Origin of the sequence: Pseudoxanthomonas beigongshangi, from assembly GCF_016820515.1 — a bacterium.
Taxonomy (GTDB): Bacteria; Pseudomonadota; Gammaproteobacteria; order Xanthomonadales; family Xanthomonadaceae; genus Pseudoxanthomonas_A; species Pseudoxanthomonas_A beigongshangi.
In genome coordinates this window covers 37,691-59,038 of sequence record NZ_JADHDV010000008.1, presented here as the reverse complement: position 1 = coordinate 59,038, position 21,348 = coordinate 37,691, and the positions used below count along the sequence as shown (strand labels likewise).

Genomic DNA, 21,348 nt, shown 5'->3' with positions numbered 1-21,348 from the left:
CTCAGCGCGAGAACACTTCGGTGGCGGCGAAGAAGTACGCGATCTCGATGTTCGCGTTCTCGACCGAATCCGAACCGTGCGCCGCATTGGCGTCGATGGAGTCGGCGAAGTCGGCGCGGATGGTACCCGGCGCGGCTTCCTTCGGATTGGTGGCGCCGAGGATCTCGCGATGCTTGAGCACCGCGTTCTCGCCTTCCAGCACCTGGATGGCGACCGGACCGGAGATCATGAATTCGACCAGCGCGTTGAAGAACGGACGCTCGCGGTGCACGGCATAGAAACCTTCGGCCTCGCGACGCGACAGGTGCTTCATCTTCGCGGCGACGATCTTGAGACCGGCCTTTTCGAAACGGGCATAGATTTCGCCGACGACGTTCTTGGCAACGGCATCGGGCTTGACGATCGACAGGGTGCGCTCCAGCGCCATGGGGATTTCTCCGTTGGGCGGGCCACTTTCGGCCCAAGGTTAACATGAAAAAACCCGCGTCGAAACACGGGCTTAGCCTGAATTGCGGAGCGAGATTCTAACGTATTGGCCGCAATTGCGCACCTGGCCGGAGACCGGATTGCTGCAAGGCAGCATGACAACCATACGTGAGCGGATGGACAATCAAACAAGCGTTTGATTAGCAGGACCGACCGCATGGGCAACACCCCCCACTTCTCCACCAAGGAGCGCATCCTCGGCGCCGCCGAGGAACTGTTCGCCCAGTTCGGCTTTGCCGGCACCTCCCTGCGGCAGGTGACCAGCCGGGCCGACGTCAACATCGCCGCCGTCAACTACCACTTCGGCTCCAAGGAAAACCTTGTCAACGAGGTCTTCCGGCGACGCATGGACGAAATGAGCGGCCAGCGGCTGGGCCAGCTTCGGGCCGCCCTGGAGCAGCATCCCGGCGAACTGGAGCCGATCCTGGCCGCGTTCGTCGAGCCCGCCCTGGCCCTGGCCCAGGACCGCCACGGCGGCGGAGCCTTCGTCCGGGTCATCGCCCGCGCCTATGCCGAGAAGAACGACGGCCTGCGCAAGTTCCTGTCAGACCACTATGGCCATGTCCTGCGCGAGTTCGGCAAGGCCATCGCCGGCTGCGTGCCCGGCCTGAGCAAGGAAGAGCTGTACTGGCGGCTGGATTTCCTGTCCGGCGCGCTGACCTATGCCATGGCGGACTTCGGGCTCATCAAGCGTCCCCATGGTGTCACCGAGGCGGTGCACCGTGAGCGGGCCGCCCGCGAACTCATCCGTTTCGCCGAGGCCGGCCTGCGCGCCGACCACGTCAAATAACCCCCTGACATCCAAGGATTCCCGAAATGTCCAATCCATTGCTTGTGCGCAAGGCGGCCGTGCTTGGTGCCGGCGTGATGGGCGCGCAGATCGCCGCCCACCTGACCAACGCCGGCGTCGATACGGTGCTGTTCGACCTGGCCGCGAAGGAAGGCCACCCCGACGGTGTTGTCCTCAAGGCCATCGCCAACCTGGGCAAGCTGAGCCCCGCCCCGCTCGCCAGCAAGACGCTGGCCGAGGCGATCAGCCCGGCCAATTACGATACCGGGCTGGACCAGCTGAAGGACTGCGACCTGATCATCGAGGCCATCGCCGAACGGATGGACTGGAAGCAGGACCTCTACAAGAAAATCGCCCCGTTCGTCGCCGAGCACACGGTGCTGGCGAGCAACACCTCGGGCCTGGGCATCAACAAGCTGGCCGAAGTACTGCCGGAACAACTTCGCCATCGTTTCTGCGGCGTGCATTTCTTCAACCCGCCGCGCTACATGCACCTGGCCGAACTGATCCCGGCCAGGACCACCGACGGCACCGTGCTGGAAGGCCTGGAAACCTTCCTGACCACCACCCTGGGCAAGGGCGTGGTCTACGCCAAGGACACCCCGAACTTCATCGGCAACCGCATCGGCGTGTTCTCGATCCTGGCCACCATCCACCACACCCAGCAGTTCGGCCTGGGCTTCGATGAAGTCGACGGCCTGACCGGGCCGCTCGTCGGTCGCCCCAAGTCGGCCACCTACCGGACCTCCGATGTGGTCGGCCTGGACACGATGGCCCACGTCATCAAGACCATGGCCGATACCCTCCCCGAGGATCCCTGGCACGCCTACTTCAAGTCGCCGGCATGGCTGGATGCGCTGATCGCCAAGGGCGCGCTCGGCCAGAAGGCCGGGGCCGGCATCTTCCGCAAGGTCGGCAAGGACATCGTGGTGCTGGATCTGCAAAAGCAGGACTACCGTCCCGCCGACCGTGCCGCGGCACCGGAGGTGGTCGAGATCCTCAAGCTGAAGAACCCGGCCGAGAAGTTCGCCCGCTTGCGCGAGAGCCAGCATCCGCAGGCACAGTTCCTGTGGGCCGTGTTCCGCGACCTGTTCCATTACAGCGCCTTCCACCTGGCCGACATCGCCGAAACCGCACGCGACGTCGACCTGGCCATCCGCTGGGGCTACGGCTGGTCGCTGGGTCCGTTCGAGACCTGGCAGGCCGCCGGCTGGAAGCAGGTCGCCCAGTGGATCGCCGACGACATCGTTGCCGGCAAGAGCATGAGCAATGCGCCGCTGCCGGACTGGGTATTCGATGGTCGCGAAGGCGTGCATGCCGCCGACGGCAGCTACAGCCCGGCGCGCAACGCCAAACTGCCGCGTTCGGCGCTGCCGGTGTATCGCCGCCAGCGCTTCCCGGACCCGCTGCTGGGCGAATCCTTCCCGAGGGGCGAGACGGTGTTCGAGAACGACGGCGTGCGCCTGTGGACCGATGGCGACGGCGTGGGCGTGGTCAGCTTCAAGACCAAGATGAACACCGTGTCCGATGCCGTGCTGGAAGGCGTGCAGCAGGCCGTGGCCATCGCCGAGCAGAAGTTCAAGGGCCTGGTGATCTGGCAACCGAAGGAGCCTTTCTCCGCCGGTGCCGATCTGGCCGGAGCGCTCGGCGCCCTGCAGGCCGGGAAGATTGCCGAGTTCGAGGCCATGGTCGCCAACTTCCAGGCCACCAGCCAGCGCATCAAGTACTCGCTGGTGCCGGTCGTGGCCGCGGTGCGCGGCCTGGCGCTGGGCGGTGGCTGCGAGTTCCAGATGCACAGCGCCCGCACCGTGGCTACACTGGAAAGCTACATCGGCCTGGTCGAAGCGGGCGTGGGCCTGCTGCCTGCCGGCGGCGGCCTGAAGGAAATCGCGGTACGCGCCTCGCAGGCGGCCGGACCGGGCGGAGACGTGTTCGCCGAACTCAAGCGCACGTTCGAGACGGTGGCCATGGCCAAGGTCTCGGCTTCAGCCGTCGAAGCCAAGGAACTGGGCCTCATGCGGGCGAACGACCTTGTCGTGTTCAACGCCTACGAGCAGTTGCATATCGCCAAGCAGCAGGTGCTGGCACTGGCCGAGAGCGGCTATCGTCCGCCGCTGCCGGCACGCCGCATCCAGGTCGCCGGCGACGTCGGCATCGCCACGTTCAAGATGCTGCTGGTCAACATGCTGGAAGGCCGTTTCATCAGCGAATACGACTATGAAATCGCCACCCGCATCGCCACCGTGCTGTGCGGCGGCGAAGTGGATCGCGGCGCGCTGGTCGACGAGGAATGGCTGCTGGCGCTTGAGCGCAAGCATTTCGTCGAACTGGCCCAGCAGGAAAAGACCCAAGCCCGCATCGCGCACATGCTGAAGACCGGCAAGCCGCTTAGGAACTGAGATTCGTGATTCGGGATTGGGGATTCGTGCAAAGCGGATTCCCTTCCCTTCGAAATTCCATCATCGCCGGGAAGGCCGGGCACGGGGCGTTACGAATCCCCAATCCCGAATCCCCAATCCCGGCTCTCGGAGAAAGCCATGAAGCAAATCCAGGACGCCTACATCGTCGCCGCCACCCGCACCCCGGTCGGCAAGGCACCCAAGGGCGTGTTCCGCAATACCCGTCCCGACGACATGCTCGCGCATGTGCTGAAGTCGGTCATCGCGCAGGCGCCGGGCATCGACGTCAACCGCATTGATGACGCCATCATCGGCTGCGCGATGCCGGAAGGCGAGCAAGGCATGAACGTGGCCCGCATCGGCGTGCTGCTGGCCGGCCTCCCCAACACCATCGCCGCGCAGACCATCAACCGTTTCTGCTCGTCCGGCCTGCAGGCAGTGGCGATGGCCGCCGACCAGATCCGGCTGGGCAACGCCGACCTGATGCTGGCAGGCGGCACCGAGTCGATGTCGATGGTGCCGATGATGGGCAACAAGGTCGCGCTGTCGCCGTCGGTGTTCAAGGACGACCACGTCGCCATCGCCTATGGCATGGGCATCACCGCGGAGAAGGTCGCGGAGGAATGGAAGGTCTCGCGCGAAGAACAGGATGCCTTCGCCCTCGCCTCCCACCAGAAAGCGCTGGCGGCCATCGCCGCGGGCGAATTCAAGAGCGAGATCTCGCCCTATGAGGTCCTTTCGCACCTGCCGGATCTGGCGGGCAACACCATTCGGCTGAAGAAGCTGCTGGTCGAGAACGACGAGGGCCCGCGCGCGGACACCTCGCTGGAAGGCCTGGCCAAGCTGCGCCCGGTGTTCCGCAACGGCCAGTTCGGCGGCAGCGTGACCGCCGGCAACTCCTCGCAGATGAGCGATGGCGCCGGCGCGGTGCTGCTCGCTTCCGAACAGGCGATCAAGGACTACGGGCTGACGCCGCTGGCGCGCTTCGTCAGCTTCTCGGTTGCCGGCGTGCGTCCGGAAGTGATGGGTATCGGCCCGATCGCCGCGATTCCGAAGGCGCTGAAGCAGGCCGGCCTGAGCAAGGATCAACTGGACTGGATCGAGCTCAATGAAGCCTTCGCCGCGCAGGCGCTTGCGGTCATCCGCGACAGTGAACTCGACCCGGCCAAGATCAACCCGCTGGGCGGCGCCATCGCGCTGGGTCATCCGCTGGGCGCGACCGGTGCCGTCCGCACGGCCACCATCGTCCATGGCCTGCGCCGTCGCCAGCAGAAGTACGGCATGGTAACGATGTGCATCGGCACCGGCATGGGCGCCGCCGGCATCTTCGAGTCGCTCTGACGCCCCGGCTCCGCTACTGCCGAAAAGAGGAATGGCGCCATCAGGCGCCATTCTTTTGTCCGTGTTTCAGGCGTCCACCCGCGCCCTACTCCAGATCGGTCACGCCCAGTTCGCTCAGCGCATCCTGCATCATGCTGCGCGCCGCATCGCTCAGCTTTTCATGATCCAGCGCATAGCGGATGGTGGCCTCGATGAGGCCGATGTGGGTACCGCAGTCGAAGCGCGTGCCCTGGAAACGGTAGGCATGGACCGGCTTCTGCGCGAGCAGGGTCGCGATGGCGTCGGTCAGCTGGATTTCCCCGCCGGCTCCCGGCGTGGTGTTCTCCAGCAGGTCGAAAATCCCGCCATCAAGAACGTAGCGCCCCACCACCGCCAGCGTGCTCGGTGCGACCTCGGGCTTGGGCTTTTCGACGATGGCGTTGATCCGGCCGGATCGGCCCGAGAACGCATCCGTGGCGACGATGCCATAGCTGCCGGTCTGTTCGCGGGCCACGTCCTGCACCGCAATCATGCTGGCGCCGGTCGCCTCGGCGGCATCGGCCATCTGTTTCAGCGCGCCCGCGCCCCGGTTCCAGATGAGGTCGTCGGGCAGCAGGACCGCGAATGGTTCGTTGCCCACGATGGGCTTGGCGCACAGCACCGCGTGGCCAAGTCCCAATGCTTCGGCCTGGGTGACGAATACGGCGCGCACGCCCTCGGGCAGCACATTCCGGACCAGTTCGAGCTGCTCGTGCTTGCCGGCACGCTCCAGCTTCTGCTCCAGTTCGTAAGCCTTGTCGAAGTAGTCGGCCACCGCGTGCTTGTAGCGGTTGGTGACGAAGATCAGGGTGTCGCAGCCCGCTTCGATAGCTTCATCGACGGCGTACTGGATCAGCGGCCGATCAATGATCGGCAGCATTTCCTTGGGAACGGTCTTGGTGGCGGGAAGAAAACGGGTTCCCAGGCCTGCAACGGGAAATACGGCCTTGCGGATGCGTCCGGTCATCGGGTCCTGCGGGCTTCTCGAGCGGGGAAGGTCACGATGGTAGCCGAAGCGGGTTCAAGAGATTGTTCAAGCGGCGAGAACTCGGGTACCGCGATGCGCAGGATCTCCTGCATCTCGTCGACATCGTAGCGGCCATAGGCGGCCCGCAGGCGCTGCAACGCCAGTTCGATGAAATCGGCCGACACGGTGCGCGCCTCGGCCTGCATGATCTTGGAATGGGAGGTCGGCCGGTAGGCCTCGTCCGCGTGGAAGAGGTTCTCGTGCAGCTTCTCGCCCGGACGCAGGCCGGTATAGACGATGGCGATGTCGCGGCCCGGCTGCTTGCCCGCCAACCGGATCATCTGCTCGGCCAGCAGCCGGATGGGCACGGCCTCGCCCATGTCCAGCGTATAGATGGCGGCATGCGCCGCGCCGGCGGCCGCCTGCAGGATCAACTGGCTGGCCTCCGGAATCGTCATGAAGTAACGGGTCACTTCCGGGTCGGTCACCGTCACCGGCCCACCCTTGCGGATCTGCTCGCGGAACAGGGGAACCACGCTGCCGGCGGAATCCAGCACGTTGCCGAAGCGGACGGTGACGAACCGGGTCCCGCTGGCATGGCCATCGTCCGTGGCCTGGCAAACCATCTCGGCGAGCCGCTTGGTCGCCCCCAGCACGTTGACCGGATCCACCGCCTTGTCGGTGGAGATCAGGACGAACGTCCCTACCCCGCTGCGACGGCAGGCCTTGGCCACCATATCGGTGGCCAGCACGTTGTTGCCTACCGCTTCGCGCAGATGCTGTTCCAGCAGCGGCACCTGCTTGTAGGCCGCGGCGTGGAAGACCGCATCCGGCTCGGCCAGCGCCAGCGCGTGTTCGACAACCGCGGGATCTCCGCAGTTGCCCAGCACGGGAAGGACCTCCAGATCCGGAAACGCCCGTCGCAGATCGGCCTGGATGGTGATCAGGGCCAGTTCGTCGATTTCGAGCAGGGCGATGCGCTGGGCACCATGGCGCGCGCATTGCCGGCACAGTTCGGAGCCGATCGAACCGCCGGCGCCCGTCACCAGGACGGTCCGACCCCCCAGCCAGCCACGGATCAGCTTCCAGTCCGGAGTCACCGATTTCCGGCCCAGCAGGTCCTCGATGGCCACCTCCTTGAGGTCGCCCGGCATGGCATGTCCCTCGAGGACATTGATCAGCCTCGGCACCATGCGGAACGGCAGGCCGGTACTTTCACAAATGGCGACAACCCGCTGCATGCTCGGCGCATCCAGCGACGGCATCGCGATGACCAGCATCCGCGCCGCGCTCTCGCGGGCGACGCTGGCGGCCTGGTCCAGGCTGCCCAGCACGGGCACCCCCAACAGCTTGGAGCCGTGCAGCTTGACCGCGTCGTCCAGGAAGCCGATCGGCTGGTAGACGCCGGTCCTGCGCAGTTCCCGGACCAGCGCCTCGCCCGCCCGGCCTGCGCCAAGGACGAGCACGCGCGATGCATTCTCATGCAGCCGGCTGGTCTGCAGGTCCTTCCAGGCCCGATACAGCAGGCGCGGCAAGCCCAGGAAAGCCACCAGCGCGAACGGATAGAACGCCAGCACCGCCCGTGGCAGGGAGCCGAAGCGGTTGTAGAAGAACAGTCCGACGACGATGGCCAGGAAGCCCAGGCCGCTCGCCTTCACGATGTTCCAGAGATCCGGCAGGCTGGCGAAGCGCCACAGCCCCCGATAGAGACCCATCCACCAGAACACCAGCCCCTGGCCAGCGACCACGATGGCGATTTCGTTCGACCAGAGGGGATAACCCGGCGACTGGGGCAGCATGGCGTAGCGCACGAAGTGCAGCAGTTGCCAGCACAGCCACACCATGAACAAATCATGGGTCGCCACCAGCAGGCGCGGTAGGAATGCCGTCGTCCGGTCCCGCCAAGATTGCATGCAACTCCTCCCTGACCCTATGCCAATCCCTTGCGCGACCATCCCCAGAGCGCAAGCGCGAATGCGTACCAAGCAACCAAGGCAATGAGCCCGGACCCGGCCCCGGCCCCGGCATTAGACAGCATCCACATTAACAAGAGCGTAACACCACTGAACAGGCCATAGAGCGCGGTTACGGCCACATGACCGTAACGTCGGGCGGCGCGCTGGTAGACATGCGTGACATGAGGCGTCCACCAGCGCTCGCCGTTAAGGATGCGCGTAGCGAGCGTGAAGCCGGCGTCGACAAGGAACGCGGCCAGCGGCAGCAACAAGAGCATTGGCGGCGTTGCCGCATTCTTTGAGGCGACGCTCAAGAGCGCCGCCAGTGCGAATCCCAGTGCTCCGCTGCCGACATCTCCCAGGAAAATCCGGGCGCGGGGGAAGTTGAACGGCAGAAAACCGCAACATGCCGCGAACAGGGCCGCCGCCAGCCAGGACCAGGGGCCCGGCAGGAAGAACGCGCCCGCCAGGCCGGCGATCAACGCCTGGCTGGCGGCCAGGCCGTCTATCCCGTCCATGAAATTCCAGACGTTGACCAGGCTGACAATGGCGATGATGGCCAACAGTACCTGCCATGCCGGCGCCCCCTGGCGATGCAGGGCGGTGGCGAACACGAGGGCAGCGATCAGATGGGCCAGCAACCGCCAGGACGCCGGCAGCGGACGGTGGTCGTCCCACCAGCCCACGCCGGCAACCAGCGCCAGTCCGATTCCGAACGCGGCGAACAGTTCGCGCTCCCCCGGCGTCCGCCAGCCGAGCACGGCCGCGGCCAGCAGCAGCGCCACGACAATGGCGATCCCGCCCCCTCGCGGCGTGGCAATCGAATGGCTCCGGCGCTCGCCGGGCTGATCGACCAGGCGGCGATGGAGCGCGTAGCGGCGCGCCAGCCAGGTACCTGCCGCCGCCACCACGAAGTGCAGCATCAGCCAGGGGATGAATCCGGGCATCAGACGACGGCGTAGTTCAGCAAAGGCTTGATGCTGCCCCATTCCTTGCAGCTGGGACATTGCCAGTGATGCGTGCGTGCGCCGAATCCGCAGCGGGTGCAGCGGTAGCTGGGATTGCGGACCAGCAACTGGTCGGTGATGTGCTTGAGATCGTGCAGGGTCGCGGACGGGTCGGCGCCTTCGGCCAGGGTCAGGTCGATGAGGGCCGCCTCACCCCGCACCGAGGGTCGATCCTTGAGCTGCCTCGCCAGGTAGGCGCGCGCGGCGGCGACGCCATCCTGTCCTTCCACCAGCTTGGTGAGGGCCAGCACCGGCGCGATGCCGCGGTAGTGCTCGCTCATTTCCGACAGGAACGTCCGCGCACCGGAGAGATCGCCCACCTTCTCATAGTTGGCAAGCAACCCGGGCAGCACCTCGGGCAGATAGTCGGGATCGTGGCGCGCGGCACGCTCGTAGGCGCGGATGGCGGCCTCGTGATTGCCGGCATCCGATTCCAGCCGCCCCTCCAGGATGCCCGCGCGCACGCAGCCGGCGTCGGCCTGGTAGGCACGGGCAATCGCCGCGCGCGCCGCGGTGACATCGTTGGCGGTGCGGTGACGCTCGGCCAGTTCGCACTCGAACTGCGCGACCAGCTTGCCCATCGCCTCGCCGGTCACTTCCTCGTAGCGCATCGCGTTGTCGATGGCCTTTTCCCAATCGCGCTCGGCCTGGTAGATGCCGATCAAATGCTTGAGGGCCTGCGGCGCGCGCTGGTCGATGCGGGCCAGGTCGGTGAACACGGTCTCGGCCCGGTCCAGCAGCCCCGAGCGCATGTAGTCCTCGCCCAGCGCGAGCAATGCCTGGACCTTCTGCTGGTCGCTCAGGTCCGGACGCTGCACGAGTCCCTGGTGAAGGCGGATCGCCCGGTCCACTTCGCCGCGGCGGCGGAACAGGTGCCCCAGCGCGACCTGGGTTTCAAAGGTTTCCTTGTCCAGCTCGGCGATGTGCAGGAACAGCTCGATAGCCTTGTCGGGCTGTTCGTTGAGCAGGTAGTTCAGGCCCCGGAAATAGGTGCTGGACAGGCGGCTGACCTGGGTGTCGCCATGGCGCTGGCCGCCGCGCCGGCCGATGATCCAGCCGCTCAGCGCGGCCAGCGGCAGGAACAGGAAGAACCAGAACCACTCGTTGAGGAATTCCATCGATCAGGGACCCATGCCAGGAGTTGGCGGGATGGAGGAGGAAGCGGCGGAGGCCTGGACCTTGTTCGCCTTGCGCAGGCGCGCATAGAGCGGCAGCACCATGGTGGCCATGACGATCAGGCCGCCGATGAGCACGCCGAACAGCAGCGAGAGGATGATCGCGACACCGGACGAGGTCGGAATTTCGGTGAACAGCAGTTTCAGCACGATTGGCTGGGTGTTGAGCACACCGATCACCAGACCGGCGGCGAGAAAAACCAGTGCGACAACCAGGCGGATGGTACTCATCGGGCGACTCCCTGCGCTTGCCAGTCGGGGCTAGCTTAGCCGAGCGCCGGCTCCGTGCGCAGCCGGGCGTGAGGCCGGCGTCCCGCGCCGGTCCTGCCAGACGCCGTCGAAAACCTGAAAATCAGTCCGCGCTTTCTTCCACCGGGGTGACGTCGCTGACGCGTTCGCGCAGCTCCTTGCCCGGCTTGAAGTGGGGAACATGCTTGGCCGGAAGGGCGACCGAATCACCGGTCTTGGGGTTGCGGCCCATGCGCGGCGGGCGGTAGTGCAGCGAGAAGCTGCCGAACCCGCGGATTTCGATGCGATCGCCCTGCGCCAGCGCCCCGGCCATCATTTCCAGCAACGCCTTCACGGCCAGGTCGACGTCTTCGGCCTTGAGGTGCGGCTGGCGGCGGGTCAGGATTTCGATGAGTTCGGATTTGGTCATCGCGCAGGCTTTCGGGCGGGTACGTTCCGCACCGGCCCGGGTCATTGACCCGGGCCGGCCGGAAGCTCGTGTTGCTTACAACGGACTTGCTTGGCTTACTCGGACTTGTTGCCGTCCAGCTGTGCACGCAGCAGCGCGCCCAGCGTGGTGGTGCCGCCCGACGCGGACTGGTATTCCTCCAGCACTTCGCGCATTTCGGCTTCGTCCTTCGCCTTGATCGACAGCTGCAGGGTGCGGCCCTTGCGATCCATGCCGATGAACTTGGCTTCGATCTTGTCGCCGACCTTCAGGTGCTGGCTGGCGTCGTCGATGCGCTCGTTGGCGATGTCGCGAGCCGACACGTAGCCTTCGATGCCGTCGGCCAGTTCGATCACGGCGCCCTTGGCGTCGACTTCCTTCACCACACCCTCGACCTTCGAGCCCTTCGGATGCGCCGCCATGTACTGGCCGAACGGATCCTGCTCCAGCTGCTTGACGCCCAGGCTGATGCGCTCGCGCTCCGGGTCAACGGCCAGCACCACGGCTTCCAGCGTGTCGCCCTTCTTGAAGTTGCGCACGATGTCTTCGCCGGTGGTGTTCCAGCTGATGTCGGACAGGTGGACCAGGCCGTCGATGCCGCCGTCCAGGCCGATGAAGATGCCGAAGTCGGTGATCGACTTGATCTGGCCGGACACCTTGTCGTTCTTCTTGTGGGTAGCCGCGAAGGTTTCCCACGGATTGGCGGCGACCTGCTTCATGCCCAGCGAGATGCGGCGACGCTCTTCGTCCACGTCCAGCACCATCACTTCGACTTCGTCGCCGACCTGCACGACCTTGGACGGGTTGACGTTCTTGTTGGTCCAGTCCATCTCGGACACGTGCACCAGGCCTTCCACGCCCGGCTCGATCTCGACGAACGCGCCGTAATCGGTGACGTTGGAGACCTTGCCGAACACCCGGCTGTTGGCCGGATAACGGCGGGCGATGTTGTCCCACGGATCCTCGCCCAGCTGCTTCAGGCCCAGCGAGACGCGGTTGCGCTCACGGTCGTACTTGAGCACGCGGACGTCCAGTTCCTGGCCGACTTCGACCACTTCGGACGGATGACGCACGCGCTTCCACGCCATGTCGGTGATGTGCAGCAGGCCGTCGATGCCACCCAGGTCGACGAACGCGCCGTAGTCGGTGAGGTTCTTGACCACACCCTTCAGCACCACGCCTTCCTGCAGCTTGTCCATCAGCTGCTCGCGCTCTTCCGAATGCTCGCTCTCGACCACCGCGCGGCGGGAGACGACCACATTGTTGCGCTTGCGGTCCAGCTTGATGAGCTTGAACTCCAGCTCCTTGCCTTCCAGGTAGCCCGGGTCGCGGACCGGACGGACGTCGACCAGCGAGCCCGGCAGGAACGCGCGGACGTCCTTGATGTCGACGGTGAAACCACCCTTGACCTTGCCGCTGATGCGGCCGGTGATGGTTTCGTTCTTCTCCAGCGCCTGCTCCAGCTCGTCCCACACCATGGCGCGCTTGGCCTTCTCGCGCGACAGGACGGTTTCGCCGAAGCCGTTCTCGATCGAGTCGAGGGCCACTTTCACTTCGTCGCCCACGCCCACGTCGATTTCGCCGGCGTCGTTCCGGAACTGTTCGATCGGCACGATGCCTTCGGACTTCAGGCCGGCGTTGATCACCACCACGTCGTTGCGGACTTCCACGACGACGCCGGTGACGATGGCGCCCGGCTTCAGCTTGGCCAGTTGGGTCTGGCTCTGTTCAAACAGTTCGGCAAATGATTCGGTCATTGTTGATTACTCGGTTGGACACACGGACGGGTGCGCGCCTCGCGGCGTTCCCCCGTCCACCCTTTCGGCACGTAGGAAAGTGCCGTGTGTAGTTGAAGTGGAAAAACCGTCGCCCCGGTGCAAGGCACCGGAGAACGGGCTCGTTTCTGCCAGTGGATTCCGCGGCGTGCCTTGAACCGGAAGTCGCCGCGATGAATTGCGATCAACGACTCACGATGGCCAGCACGCGCGCCACGACTTCGTCGATGCCCAGGCCGGTGGTGTCGATGTGGACGGCGTCGTCGGCCGGCCGCAGGGGCGCCACCGTGCGCTGTGCGTCACGGGCGTCGCGGGCGAGAATCTCGCGTAGCAGACCGTCTAAGGTAACCGAAACCCCTTTGTCTTTCAACTGCTTATAGCGCCTTTCCGCCCTTTCCTCGGCGCTGGCGGTCAGGAACACCTTGTAGGGGGCGTCCGGGAAGATGACGGTACCCATGTCACGACCGTCGGCCACCAGGCCCGGAAGCTGCCGGAAAGCCCGCTGGCGCTCCTTCAGGGCCGAGCGGACCTCGGGGATCGCGGCGATGGCCGAGGCCAGCGCCCCGGTGGTTTCCAGCCGCAGTTCCTCGGTGGCGTCCACGTCGTCGACGATGACCCGCAGGCCCTGCGGGCCATCCTGGAAGCGGACCCGGGTATCGAAGGTGCAGCGGACCAGCGCCGCGGGGTCGGAAATGTCCAGGTCCGCCCAGCTCGCCGCCACCCCGACCGCCCGGTACAACGCGCCGGAATCCAGGTAATGCCAGCCCAGGCGGTCGGCGACGATGCGGCTGACCGTGCCCTTGCCGGCCCCGGACGGGCCATCGATGGTGAGGACGGGAATGCTCTCGGACATGGGGAATCCTGTGGTTTTCACACTATTATGCCGCGCCGCCCGCGGGCCGCGCCGGCCGTTTTCCCGTCTCGTCCGGCAACCACTTGATGTTGCTGGGGAAATGCATTTAGAATAGCGGGCTTCGTTTCGCCCCATATTCTTTTACGCCGAGGTTTCATCATGAAGGTCCTGTCCTCCCTGAAGTCGGCGAAGGCCCGTCACCGCGACTGCAAGGTGGTCCGCCGCCGCGGTAAGGTCTTCGTGATCTGCAAGTCCAATCCGCGTTTCAAGGCGCGCCAGCGCTGAGTTTCCGGCCGCGGGCGACCTTCCGGTCGAGCCTGCGCGGAACTCCCGGAAAACCGCCTTCGGGCGGTTTTTTGTTGCGCCGCTTTTGCTATAAAGGCCGCCTCTTTCCGGGGGAAATCCGCCATGAACCATCGCGTCCTCGTCATCCCGATGTACGTGCTGCTGGGCCTGGCCACCAACGCCTTCGCCGCCGACACCCTGCTGGTTGACCGCGTGCAGGAAACCGCCGCCCAGGCGGCGCCGGTGCGCGGCTGGACCAGCACCCAGGTGCAGGCGCGCTTCGGCGAACCGCAGCAGAAGCTGGAACCGCGCGGCGGCCAGAAGCGGCAATGGCCCACGATCCATCGCTGGGTCTACCCCGCCTTCACCGTGTATTTCGAACGCGACCGCGTGATCGACGTGGTCGCCAACCAGGCCGGCCCGGAAGAAATCGGGCCCAAGCCCCCCATCCGCTGACCCGCACTGACCGATTGGTACGATGACCGACGCTTTCCGTTTTCCCGCCGAGTGGGAACCCCAGTCCGCGATCCTGATTGCCTGGCCGCATGCCGACACCGACTGGGCCGAACGCCTGGGCGAGGTCGAGGAAACCTACGTGGCGCTGGTGGCGGCCATCACCCGCTTCCAGGACGTGGTGATCTGCGTCGCCGACGATGATCTGCAGATCTATGCGGAAGCCCGGCTGCGCTCGGCGCGGGTGGACATGGACCGGGTTCGCTTCGTGCCGGCGGAGTACGACGACACCTGGCTGCGCGACTCCGGCCCGATCAGCCTGCACGACGGTGGCCGCTTCAAGCTGCTCGACTTCCGCTTCACCGGCTGGGGCGGCAAGTTCGAGGCCAGCCGCGACGACCGCCTGGTCGGCGAGCTGTCCGGCATGAACCTGTTTCACAACTATTTCGTCCAAAGCATTGATTTTGCATTGGAAGGTGGCGCCATCGAAACCGATGGCGAGGGCACGTTGCTGACCACGTGGCAATGCCTGCACGAGCGTCATCCGCAGGCCAGCCGCGAGGAGCTGACCGCGCGGCTGGGCGGTTGGCTGAAACAGGATCGGGTGCTGTGGCTGGACCATGGCTACCTGGAAGGCGACGACACCGACGCCCACGTCGATACCCTCGCCCGCTTCGCGCCTGGCGACGCCATCGTGTTCCAGGCCTGCGACGATCCGGCCGACTCGCACTTCGCCGAACTCCAGGCGATGGCGGCCGACATCGCCGCCCTGAGCACCCGCACCGGCGAACCCTACCGCCCGTTCCCGCTGCCCTGGGCGCAACCGGTCCTGGACAACGGTCGCCGCCTGGCCGCCTCGTACGCGAACTACCTGATTCTCAATGGCGCGGTGCTGATGCCGGCCTATGGCGACCCGGCCGACGCCAAGGCGGCGGAAGTTCTGGCGGCGGCCTATCCCGGTCGCGAAATCGTGCAGGTGCCATGCCGGGCGCTGATCTGGCAGAACGGCAGTCTCCACTGCATCACCATGCAGTTGCCACAGGGCCTGCTCTCCGCGGTCTGAGTGGCGGACTCGGCAGTTCGAAACGAACGGGGCGGATTCGCAGGAATCCGCCCCGTTTCACATTTCAGGTCGAAACATCGCGACTAGGTCTTTGGTTGGGGCGGCATTGAACGCTTCGTTTACACATGCGTGACACCAATCACTGATAACGCTCTCTTGCCCAGCGCGGAGGAGTCCACGGTGTACACACGACGCCAGTTCCTTGCTTCCACCGCCGCGGCCGCCGCGGGTCTTGGCCTCGCGGCCTGCCGTGACACCGCCGAGGCCGGGATGGCCCAGAGCGCGCCGGGCAAGACGCCGTCGGCAGCCAGCACCGCGCTGCCCGGACCGATCAATACCCGGCTGATTCCACACACGCAGGAGCGCATTCCCGTCATCGGCATGGGCACCTCCGGCAGTTTCGAAGTCGGCGCCAGCGCCGCGGAACAGGATCCGCTGCGCGAGGTGCTGAAACGCTTCTTCGCCGCCGGCGCCAGCGTCATCGACACCGCGCCGACCTACGGTACCGCCGAGGATGTGCTCGGTCCCCTGCTGGCCGAACAGGGCCTGCGACCGAAGGCCTGGCTGGCGACCAAACTCTCCGGCGTCACCGGACGCGAGGAAGGCCTCGCTCAGTTCAACGACAGCCTGCGCCGCCTGCGGACCGACAAGGTCGAGCTGCTGCAGGTCCACAACCTCGGGGATCTGAAGGCGCAACTGGCGCTCGCGCGCGAACTCAAGCAGCAGGGCAAGGTGCGCTACGTCGGCGTCACCCACTACGTCGAGCGCGCGCAGGACGAACTGGCCGACATCGTCCAGGCGGAGAAACCCGACTTCCTGCAGATCAACTATTCGGTCGTTTCGCGCGGTGCGGAGAAACGGGTGCTGCCGCTGGCGCAGGACCTTGGTGTGGGCGTGATGATCAACCGCGCGTTCGAGGATGGCCGCTTGTTCGCGCAGGTGAAGGACAAGCCGCTCCCCGGCTGGGCGGCCGAGGCCGGCATCACCAGTTGGGCGCAGGCGTTCCTGAAATTCGCGCTGAGCCATCCTGCGGTGACGGTGGTGATTCCCGCCACCGGCAAGCCCGATCGGCAGAGTGACAACCTGCGCGCCGGCGTCGGCGCGGATCTCGATGCCACCCAGCGCCAGTCGCTGATCGCCCAATTCGCCTGAGTACCCGATGAGCGACGCCTCGCCGCGCCCCAACCTGATCGCCCGCCTGTTCAACGTCGAACCCCGCGAGACCGCCGCGGTCGTCGCGGGACTGGCGCTGTTCTTCCTGCTGTTCACCGGCTACTTCATGCTGCGTCCCGTGCGCGAGACGATGGGCGTGGCCGGCGGCGTGGACAACCTGCAATGGCTGTTCACCGGCACCTTCGTGGCGACCCTGGCGGCGATGCCGCTGTTCGGCTGGGTGGCGGCGCGGGTACGGCGGCGGCATATCCTGCCATGGACCTTCGGCTTCTTCGTGCTGAACCTGCTGGTTTTCGCCGCGCTGTTCGCCTGGCAGCCGGAGAACGTCTGGATCGCGCGCACGTTCTACATCTGGCTGTCGGTGTTCAACCTGCTGACCATTTCGCTGGCCTGGAGCGTGCTGGCGGACCTGTTCGTGGTGGCGCAGGCCAAGCGGCTGTTCGCGTTGATGGCGGGCGGCGCCAGTCTCGGCGGCCTGTTCGGCCCCATCCTCGGCACCCTGCTGGTCGCGCCGCTGGGGCATGCCGGGCTGGTGCTGCTGTCCGCGCTGTTCCTGGCCGGCAGCATCGCCGCCGCCAACTGGCTGCAGCGCTGGCGCGACGCGCATCCGCTTCCGATCCAGGATGGCGCCACCCGCAGCCACCCGCTGGGCGGAAATCCGTTCGCGGGCGCGACGGCGGTGTTCCGCTCGCCTTACCTGCTGGGCATCGCCCTGTTCGTGCTGCTGCTGGCCAGCGTCAGCACCTTCCTGTACTTCGAACAGGCGCGGCTGGTCGCTGAGGTATTCCCCGACCGCACCCGCCAGACCCAGGTGTTCGGCTTGATCGACACCATCGTGCAGAGCTTGGCGATCCTGACCCAGATCTTCATCACCGGGCAGATCGCGCGCCGGCTCGGCGTGGGCATCCTGCTGGTACTGGTACCGCTGATCACCGCCGCCGGTTTCCTGTGGCTGGCGCTGGCGCCCACCTTCGCGGTGTTCGCGGTGGTGATGGTGGTGCGCCGCGCGGGCGAATACGCGCTGGTGCGGCCGGGCCGCGAGATGCTGTACACCGTGGTCGGCGCCGAGGACAAGTACAAGGCCAAGAACTTCATCGACACCGTGGTCTATCGCGGTGCCGACGCGCTCAGCGGCTGGGTGAAGCGGATGCTGGATCTGGTCGCGGAGCACCCCGCGCTGGCGATGTTCATCGGCGCCGGCATCGCCCTGGTCTGGGCCGGCAACGGCGCCTGGCTGGGGCGCGCCCAGCGCCGTCGCGAGCAGGCCGGCGCCTGACGGCGCCGCGCCCGCCGTTCACCCGCGGTCGGCCCGGGGCCGGGCCATCCGCGTTACCATGCGCGTCCGCTCAACACCGCCCCCGCCATGACCCGCAAGACCTCCCTGCCCGTCGCCCTGATCCAGGAAAAGAACCACGGCGATGCCGACGCCAACCTGTCGGTGATCGAGGAACGCGTGGCCGAGGCCGCCCGCCGCGGCGCGCGCCTGGTGCTGCTGCAGGAACTGCACAACGGCCCATACTTCTGCCAGCACGAGTCGGTCGGCGAGTTCGACCTGGCCGAACCGATTCCCGGCCCCAGCACCGAACGCCTGAGCCGCCTGGCGAAGCAACACAACGTGGTGCTGGTGAGTTCGCTGTTCGAGCGCCGCGCCACCGGCCTGTACCACAACACTGCGGTGGTGTTCGAGAAGGACGGCAGCATCGCGGGCAAGTACCGCAAGATGCACATCCCGGATGATCCGGGCTTCTACGAGAAGTTCTATTTCACTCCCGGCGACATCGGCTTCAAGCCGATCGACACTTCGGTCGGTCGCTTGGGCGTGCTGGTGTGCTGGGACCAGTGGTACCCGGAAGCCGCGCGCCTGATGGCGCTGGCCGGCGCCGAGCTGTTGCTGTACCCGACCGCGATTGGCTGGGATCCTGACGACACGCAGGAAGAAAAGAATCGCCAGCGCGATGCGTGGGTACTGAGCCATCGCGGCCATGCGGTCGCCAACGGCCTGCCGGTGCTCAGTTGCAACCGCGTCGGCCACGAACCCTCGCCGCTGGGCACGTCCGGCATCCAGTTCTGGGGCAACAGCCATGTGCTGGGTCCGCAGGGCGAGTTCCTCGCCGAGGCCGGCACCGACGCCACCCTCCTGAGTGTGGAAGTGGACATGGAACGCAGCGAGCACGTGCGCCGGATCTGGCCGTTCCTGCGTGACCGCCGCATCGACGCCTACGGCGATCTGCTCAAGCGCTACATCGACTGAGGCATCACCCGCTTGCCCCTGCACATCCGCGACGCCACCGAGGCCGACATCCCGGCCATCGCCGCCCTGTACGCCGAGGAAGTGCGCGAGCGCGTGGCGACCTACGAATACGACGTACCCGACGAGGCCGAAATGGCGCAACGCATGCGCGCCGTGCAGGCGGCGGGCTATCCCTACTTCGTCGCCGAACGCGATGGCCGCTTCGCCGGCTACGCCTACGCCAGCAGCTATCGCAGCCGCATCGGCTACCGCTGGACCGTGGAGGACACGGTCTACATCGTTCCCGAGCACCAGGGCCAGGGCGTCGGCAAGGCGCTGCTGCAACGCCTGATCGACGCCTGCGAAGCCAGCGGCTTCCGGCAGATGATCGCGGTGATCGGCGAACCCGCCAACGGCGCCTCGGTCGCCCTGCATGAAAAGCTGGGCTTCCGCACCGTTGGCGTCTTCCAGGGCCTGGGCCGCAAGCACGGCCGCTGGCTCGATACCGTGCAGATGCAACGCGCGCTCGGCGCGGGTGACGGCGCGGCCCCTTCCGATGAATGACACCATGAACGACCCTACGCCGTCCCCTCTTCCCGCCGCGCACGACCCGCTGGCCGGTCAGCCGCACCAGATCGTCGAACGCGACGGCATCCGCTACACCCTGCTCGGCACCGCGCACGTCTCGCGCAGCAGCGTGGACGCCGTGCGCGCGGCGGTCGCCAGTGGCGCCTACGACAGCGTGGCGGTCGAACTCGACGCCGGCCGTCTGCAATCGCTCACGGATCCCGACGCGCTGGCAAAGCTGGATCTCATCAAGGTGCTGCGCGAAGGCAAGACCCACCTGTTTGCCGCCAACCTGGCCCTGGCCGCGTACCAGCGCCGGCTGGCGGAACAACTGGACGTGGAACCCGGTGCCGAACTCAAGGCCGGCGCGCTAGACGCGCGCGAACGCGGGCTGCCGGTGCACCTGATCGATCGCGAGGTCGGCCTGACCTTCAAGCGCGCCCTGCATCGCCTGAGCTGGTGGGGCCGCGCCAAGATCAGCGCCGGCATCCTGGCCGGCATGTTCGCCGACGAGGAAGTCGGCGATGCCGAAATCGAGAAGCTGAAACAGGGTGACATGCTCGAATCGAGCTTCGGCGAATTCGCCCAGGACAATCCGGCGCTGTACGAAACCGTCATCGCCGAGCGGGATCGCTACATGGCCACGCGCCTGCGCCAGGCCGGCGGCCAACAGACCAAGGGCGACAAGCCGCACGAAATGCTGGCGGTGGTCGGCGCGGGCCATCTGCACGGACTGGCCCGGCACCTGCGCGAGGACAACGATGAACCGGCCGCCACGCTCGCCGAGCTGGAGCACATTCCCGAAAAGAGCAGCATTCCCTGGTTCACCATTCTGCTGACCACGTTCGTGCTGGGTGGCTTCGCCTGGGGTTTCTATCGGGGCGGCGTGGACGTCGGTTCGGATCTCATCGTGCAATGGGTGCTCGCGACCGGTGCCCTCGGCGCATTGGGCTGCGCCATCGCCGGGGGGCATCCCCTGAGCATCGCCGCCGCGTTCGTCGCCTCCCCGCTCACCCCGCTGCATCCGGCGCTGGCGTCCGGCACCGTGAGCGCCCTGGTCGAGGCGAGCCTGCGCAAACCGACCTATGCGGATTTCATGGCGCTGCGCGACGATGTGCAGACCCTGCGCGGCTGGTGGCGCAACCGGGTGGCGCGGGTGCTGCTCAACTTCTTCCTGACCAGCCTGGGAACGGCCATCGGCGTGTGGACCGGCGGGCTGCGCATGCTGGGCAAGCTGTTCGGCTGATCCGGCTGCCGATTGTCCGCTCCGGATCCGCTCGATCGATTACGGCAACAGGTGCGGCACTGGACGGCCGACGCCGCCCTGCGCGCGCCGGATCAATGGCGTCGGCGTGGTGATGTGCTGGATCGCCTGGAAGCCTCCGGTTTCCAGGCAGAGGCCGGGCTGTCCCGACAGACAGGCGCGCTGCGCGAAGAACTGGAAGCAATCCATCACGATTTCTGCGCGATGCTGCGTGGCGCCATCCGCCAGGGCCGGGGCGCGGAAGCGCTCACCGCGCTGACGGCAGGCGAAGGCGACGCACCCGATGGCGATGGCTATGACGCATTGGACGCGCTGTTGGCCGAGGTGCTCGCGCCGGATGCGCCCTCGACGGACATCGGCGGGCTGCTTCCGGACATGGTGTTCTACCAGCCCACGCCGGCGCGCCACTTGCTGGCGCTGCTGCGCCGGCTGGATTTGCGCGAATCCGATGTCCTGATCGATCTCGGTTCGGGCCTGGGCCATCTCCCGCTGCTGACCGCCATCCTCACGCCCGCGCAGGCCGTCGGCATCGAAATCGAGCCCGCCTACGTCGCCAGCGCGCGGCGCAGTGCCGACGCGCTGGCGCTTCAGCACGTCCGCTTCGTCGCCGGCGACGCCCGCACCGCCGATCTATCCGCCGCGAGCGTGTATTACCTCTATTCGCCGTTCTCCGGCGCGATGCTGGCCGGGATGCTGGCGATCCTGGAACGCCAGGCACGCACGCGGCCACTGCGCATCGCCACGCTCGGTCCCTGCACCATCGAAACCGCGACAGCGGCGTGGCTGCGCACCGGCGATGCCATAAGACCGGACGCTCCCGTACTGTTCCACAGTCGTTGACCGCGGTTTCTGGGGCGTCTATGTGGTCCAC

Annotated in this window: 21 protein-coding genes; 12 read left to right on the top strand and 9 right to left on the bottom strand. The window is 66.5% G+C overall.

All coding sequences use genetic code 11. The annotated features are described in order from the left end of the window. Position 1 precedes the first annotated feature (1 nt). Positions 2-427 carry a nucleoside-diphosphate kinase gene (ndk, locus tag IQ458_RS07850; RefSeq protein ID WP_141452680.1) on the bottom strand — a complete coding sequence of 142 codons (426 nt, stop codon included), beginning with the start codon at positions 425-427 and terminating at the stop codon, positions 2-4. Between the two features lie 216 nt (positions 428-643). On the opposite strand from ndk, the gene IQ458_RS07845 reads away from it, so the two are divergent. The 3 genes from IQ458_RS07845 to IQ458_RS07835 all read left to right on the top strand — a co-directional run bounded on the left by IQ458_RS07845 (position 644) and on the right by IQ458_RS07835 (position 5,016). Next, a complete protein-coding gene (locus IQ458_RS07845) occupies positions 644-1,276 on the top strand; it encodes a TetR/AcrR family transcriptional regulator (RefSeq protein ID WP_183636735.1) in 633 nt (210 codons plus the stop codon). Positions 1,277-1,302: 26 nt separating this feature from the next. Next, a complete protein-coding gene (locus tag IQ458_RS07840) occupies positions 1,303-3,675 on the top strand; it encodes a 3-hydroxyacyl-CoA dehydrogenase/enoyl-CoA hydratase family protein (RefSeq protein ID WP_203322442.1) in 2,373 nt (790 codons plus the stop codon). A 138-nt stretch (positions 3,676-3,813) separates the two neighbouring features. Beyond that, a complete protein-coding gene (locus IQ458_RS07835; protein WP_183636741.1) occupies positions 3,814-5,016 on the top strand; it encodes an acetyl-CoA C-acyltransferase in 1,203 nt (400 codons plus the stop codon). An 85-nt stretch (positions 5,017-5,101) separates the two neighbouring features. Here the strand turns inward: IQ458_RS07835 and galU are convergent, their stop codons facing one another. The 8 genes from galU to cmk form a co-directional block, all read right to left on the bottom strand. Then, positions 5,102-6,001 carry a UTP--glucose-1-phosphate uridylyltransferase GalU gene (gene galU / locus IQ458_RS07830; RefSeq protein WP_183636744.1) on the bottom strand — a complete coding sequence of 300 codons (900 nt, stop codon included), beginning with the start codon at positions 5,999-6,001 and terminating at the stop codon, positions 5,102-5,104. After that, the gene (locus IQ458_RS07825) at positions 5,998-7,914 is read right to left on the bottom strand and encodes a nucleoside-diphosphate sugar epimerase/dehydratase (RefSeq protein ID WP_203322441.1); all 1,917 of its coding nucleotides are present in this window, start codon (positions 7,912-7,914) and stop codon (positions 5,998-6,000) included. The genes galU and IQ458_RS07825 overlap by 4 nt, the downstream gene beginning before the upstream one ends. A 17-nt stretch (positions 7,915-7,931) precedes the next feature. Then, a complete protein-coding gene (locus IQ458_RS07820; protein WP_203322504.1) occupies positions 7,932-8,903 on the bottom strand; it encodes an MraY family glycosyltransferase in 972 nt (323 codons plus the stop codon). Then, positions 8,903-10,081, bottom strand: a complete 1,179-nt coding sequence (gene lapB / locus IQ458_RS07815; RefSeq protein ID WP_183636750.1) for a lipopolysaccharide assembly protein LapB — start codon at positions 10,079-10,081, stop codon at positions 8,903-8,905. The genes IQ458_RS07820 and lapB overlap by 1 nt, the downstream gene beginning before the upstream one ends. 3 nt (positions 10,082-10,084) lie before the next feature. Then, entirely contained in the window at positions 10,085-10,369 is a 285-nt protein-coding gene (locus tag IQ458_RS07810) for a LapA family protein (protein ID WP_183636753.1), read from the bottom strand. Positions 10,370-10,490: 121 nt separating this feature from the next. Then, positions 10,491-10,796: an integration host factor subunit beta gene (locus IQ458_RS07805; RefSeq protein WP_141452670.1), complete on the bottom strand. Its 306-nt coding sequence runs from the start codon at positions 10,794-10,796 to the stop codon at positions 10,491-10,493. 95 nt (positions 10,797-10,891) lie between these two features. Then, the gene (rpsA, locus tag IQ458_RS07800; protein WP_183636756.1) at positions 10,892-12,571 is read right to left on the bottom strand and encodes a 30S ribosomal protein S1; all 1,680 of its coding nucleotides are present in this window, start codon (positions 12,569-12,571) and stop codon (positions 10,892-10,894) included. A 202-nt stretch (positions 12,572-12,773) separates the two neighbouring features. After that, positions 12,774-13,442 carry a (d)CMP kinase gene (gene cmk / locus IQ458_RS07795; RefSeq protein WP_192198725.1) on the bottom strand — a complete coding sequence of 223 codons (669 nt, stop codon included), beginning with the start codon at positions 13,440-13,442 and terminating at the stop codon, positions 12,774-12,776. A 159-nt stretch (positions 13,443-13,601) separates the two neighbouring features. Between cmk and ykgO the strand changes: the two genes are divergently transcribed. The 9 genes from ykgO (at position 13,602) to IQ458_RS19860 (ending at position 21,317) form a co-directional block, all read left to right on the top strand. Further along, a complete protein-coding gene (ykgO, locus tag IQ458_RS07790; protein WP_010342887.1) occupies positions 13,602-13,727 on the top strand; it encodes a type B 50S ribosomal protein L36 in 126 nt (41 codons plus the stop codon). Positions 13,728-13,850: 123 nt separating this feature from the next. Further along, positions 13,851-14,183 carry a hypothetical protein gene (locus IQ458_RS07785; protein ID WP_203322440.1) on the top strand — a complete coding sequence of 111 codons (333 nt, stop codon included), beginning with the start codon at positions 13,851-13,853 and terminating at the stop codon, positions 14,181-14,183. A gap of 22 nt (positions 14,184-14,205) precedes the next feature. Continuing rightward, the gene (locus tag IQ458_RS07780) at positions 14,206-15,243 is read left to right on the top strand and encodes an agmatine deiminase family protein (RefSeq protein ID WP_203322439.1); all 1,038 of its coding nucleotides are present in this window, start codon (positions 14,206-14,208) and stop codon (positions 15,241-15,243) included. 180 nt (positions 15,244-15,423) lie between these two features. After that, a complete protein-coding gene (locus IQ458_RS07775; protein WP_203322438.1) occupies positions 15,424-16,395 on the top strand; it encodes an aldo/keto reductase in 972 nt (323 codons plus the stop codon). 7 nt (positions 16,396-16,402) lie between these two features. Next, positions 16,403-17,692: an NTP/NDP exchange transporter gene (locus IQ458_RS07770; protein WP_203322437.1), complete on the top strand. Its 1,290-nt coding sequence runs from the start codon at positions 16,403-16,405 to the stop codon at positions 17,690-17,692. Positions 17,693-17,779: 87 nt separating this feature from the next. Further along, positions 17,780-18,667, top strand: coding sequence for a carbon-nitrogen hydrolase (locus tag IQ458_RS07765; protein WP_192198728.1), 888 nt, complete (start codon positions 17,780-17,782; stop codon positions 18,665-18,667). Positions 18,668-18,679: 12 nt separating this feature from the next. Continuing rightward, a complete protein-coding gene (locus IQ458_RS07760) occupies positions 18,680-19,210 on the top strand; it encodes a GNAT family N-acetyltransferase (RefSeq protein WP_183636774.1) in 531 nt (176 codons plus the stop codon). Between the two features lie 4 nt (positions 19,211-19,214). Next, the gene (locus tag IQ458_RS07755) at positions 19,215-20,459 is read left to right on the top strand and encodes a TraB/GumN family protein (protein ID WP_425504656.1); all 1,245 of its coding nucleotides are present in this window, start codon (positions 19,215-19,217) and stop codon (positions 20,457-20,459) included. 51 nt (positions 20,460-20,510) lie between these two features. Continuing rightward, complete coding sequence (locus tag IQ458_RS19860) at positions 20,511-21,317, top strand: class I SAM-dependent methyltransferase (protein WP_203322436.1); 807 nt, start codon at positions 20,511-20,513, stop codon at positions 21,315-21,317. Positions 21,318-21,348: the final 31 nt, after the last annotated feature.

Excerpts from the sequence above, each read along its gene's own strand:
- ndk (WP_141452680.1), bottom strand. The coding sequence starts at position 427 with ATGGCGCTGGAGCGCACCCTGTCGATCGTCAAGCCCGATGCCGTTGCC.
- IQ458_RS07845 (WP_183636735.1), top strand. The coding sequence starts at position 644 with ATGGGCAACACCCCCCACTTCTCCACCAAGGAGCGCATCCTCGGCGCC.
- IQ458_RS07840 (WP_203322442.1), top strand. The coding sequence starts at position 1,303 with ATGTCCAATCCATTGCTTGTGCGCAAGGCGGCCGTGCTTGGTGCCGGC.
- IQ458_RS07835 (WP_183636741.1), top strand. The coding sequence starts at position 3,814 with ATGAAGCAAATCCAGGACGCCTACATCGTCGCCGCCACCCGCACCCCG.
- galU (WP_183636744.1), bottom strand. The coding sequence starts at position 6,001 with ATGACCGGACGCATCCGCAAGGCCGTATTTCCCGTTGCAGGCCTGGGA.
- IQ458_RS07825 (WP_203322441.1), bottom strand. The coding sequence starts at position 7,914 with ATGCAATCTTGGCGGGACCGGACGACGGCATTCCTACCGCGCCTGCTG.
- IQ458_RS07820 (WP_203322504.1), bottom strand. The coding sequence starts at position 8,903 with ATGCCCGGATTCATCCCCTGGCTGATGCTGCACTTCGTGGTGGCGGCG.
- lapB (WP_183636750.1), bottom strand. The coding sequence starts at position 10,081 with ATGGAATTCCTCAACGAGTGGTTCTGGTTCTTCCTGTTCCTGCCGCTG.
- IQ458_RS07810 (WP_183636753.1), bottom strand. The coding sequence starts at position 10,369 with ATGAGTACCATCCGCCTGGTTGTCGCACTGGTTTTTCTCGCCGCCGGT.
- IQ458_RS07805 (WP_141452670.1), bottom strand. The coding sequence starts at position 10,796 with ATGACCAAATCCGAACTCATCGAAATCCTGACCCGCCGCCAGCCGCAC.
- rpsA (WP_183636756.1), bottom strand. The coding sequence starts at position 12,571 with ATGACCGAATCATTTGCCGAACTGTTTGAACAGAGCCAGACCCAACTG.
- cmk (WP_192198725.1), bottom strand. The coding sequence starts at position 13,442 with ATGTCCGAGAGCATTCCCGTCCTCACCATCGATGGCCCGTCCGGGGCC.
- ykgO (WP_010342887.1), top strand. The coding sequence starts at position 13,602 with ATGAAGGTCCTGTCCTCCCTGAAGTCGGCGAAGGCCCGTCACCGCGAC.
- IQ458_RS07785 (WP_203322440.1), top strand. The coding sequence starts at position 13,851 with ATGAACCATCGCGTCCTCGTCATCCCGATGTACGTGCTGCTGGGCCTG.
- IQ458_RS07780 (WP_203322439.1), top strand. The coding sequence starts at position 14,206 with ATGACCGACGCTTTCCGTTTTCCCGCCGAGTGGGAACCCCAGTCCGCG.
- IQ458_RS07770 (WP_203322437.1), top strand. The coding sequence starts at position 16,403 with ATGAGCGACGCCTCGCCGCGCCCCAACCTGATCGCCCGCCTGTTCAAC.
- IQ458_RS07765 (WP_192198728.1), top strand. The coding sequence starts at position 17,780 with ATGACCCGCAAGACCTCCCTGCCCGTCGCCCTGATCCAGGAAAAGAAC.
- IQ458_RS07755 (WP_425504656.1), top strand. The coding sequence starts at position 19,215 with ATGAACGACCCTACGCCGTCCCCTCTTCCCGCCGCGCACGACCCGCTG.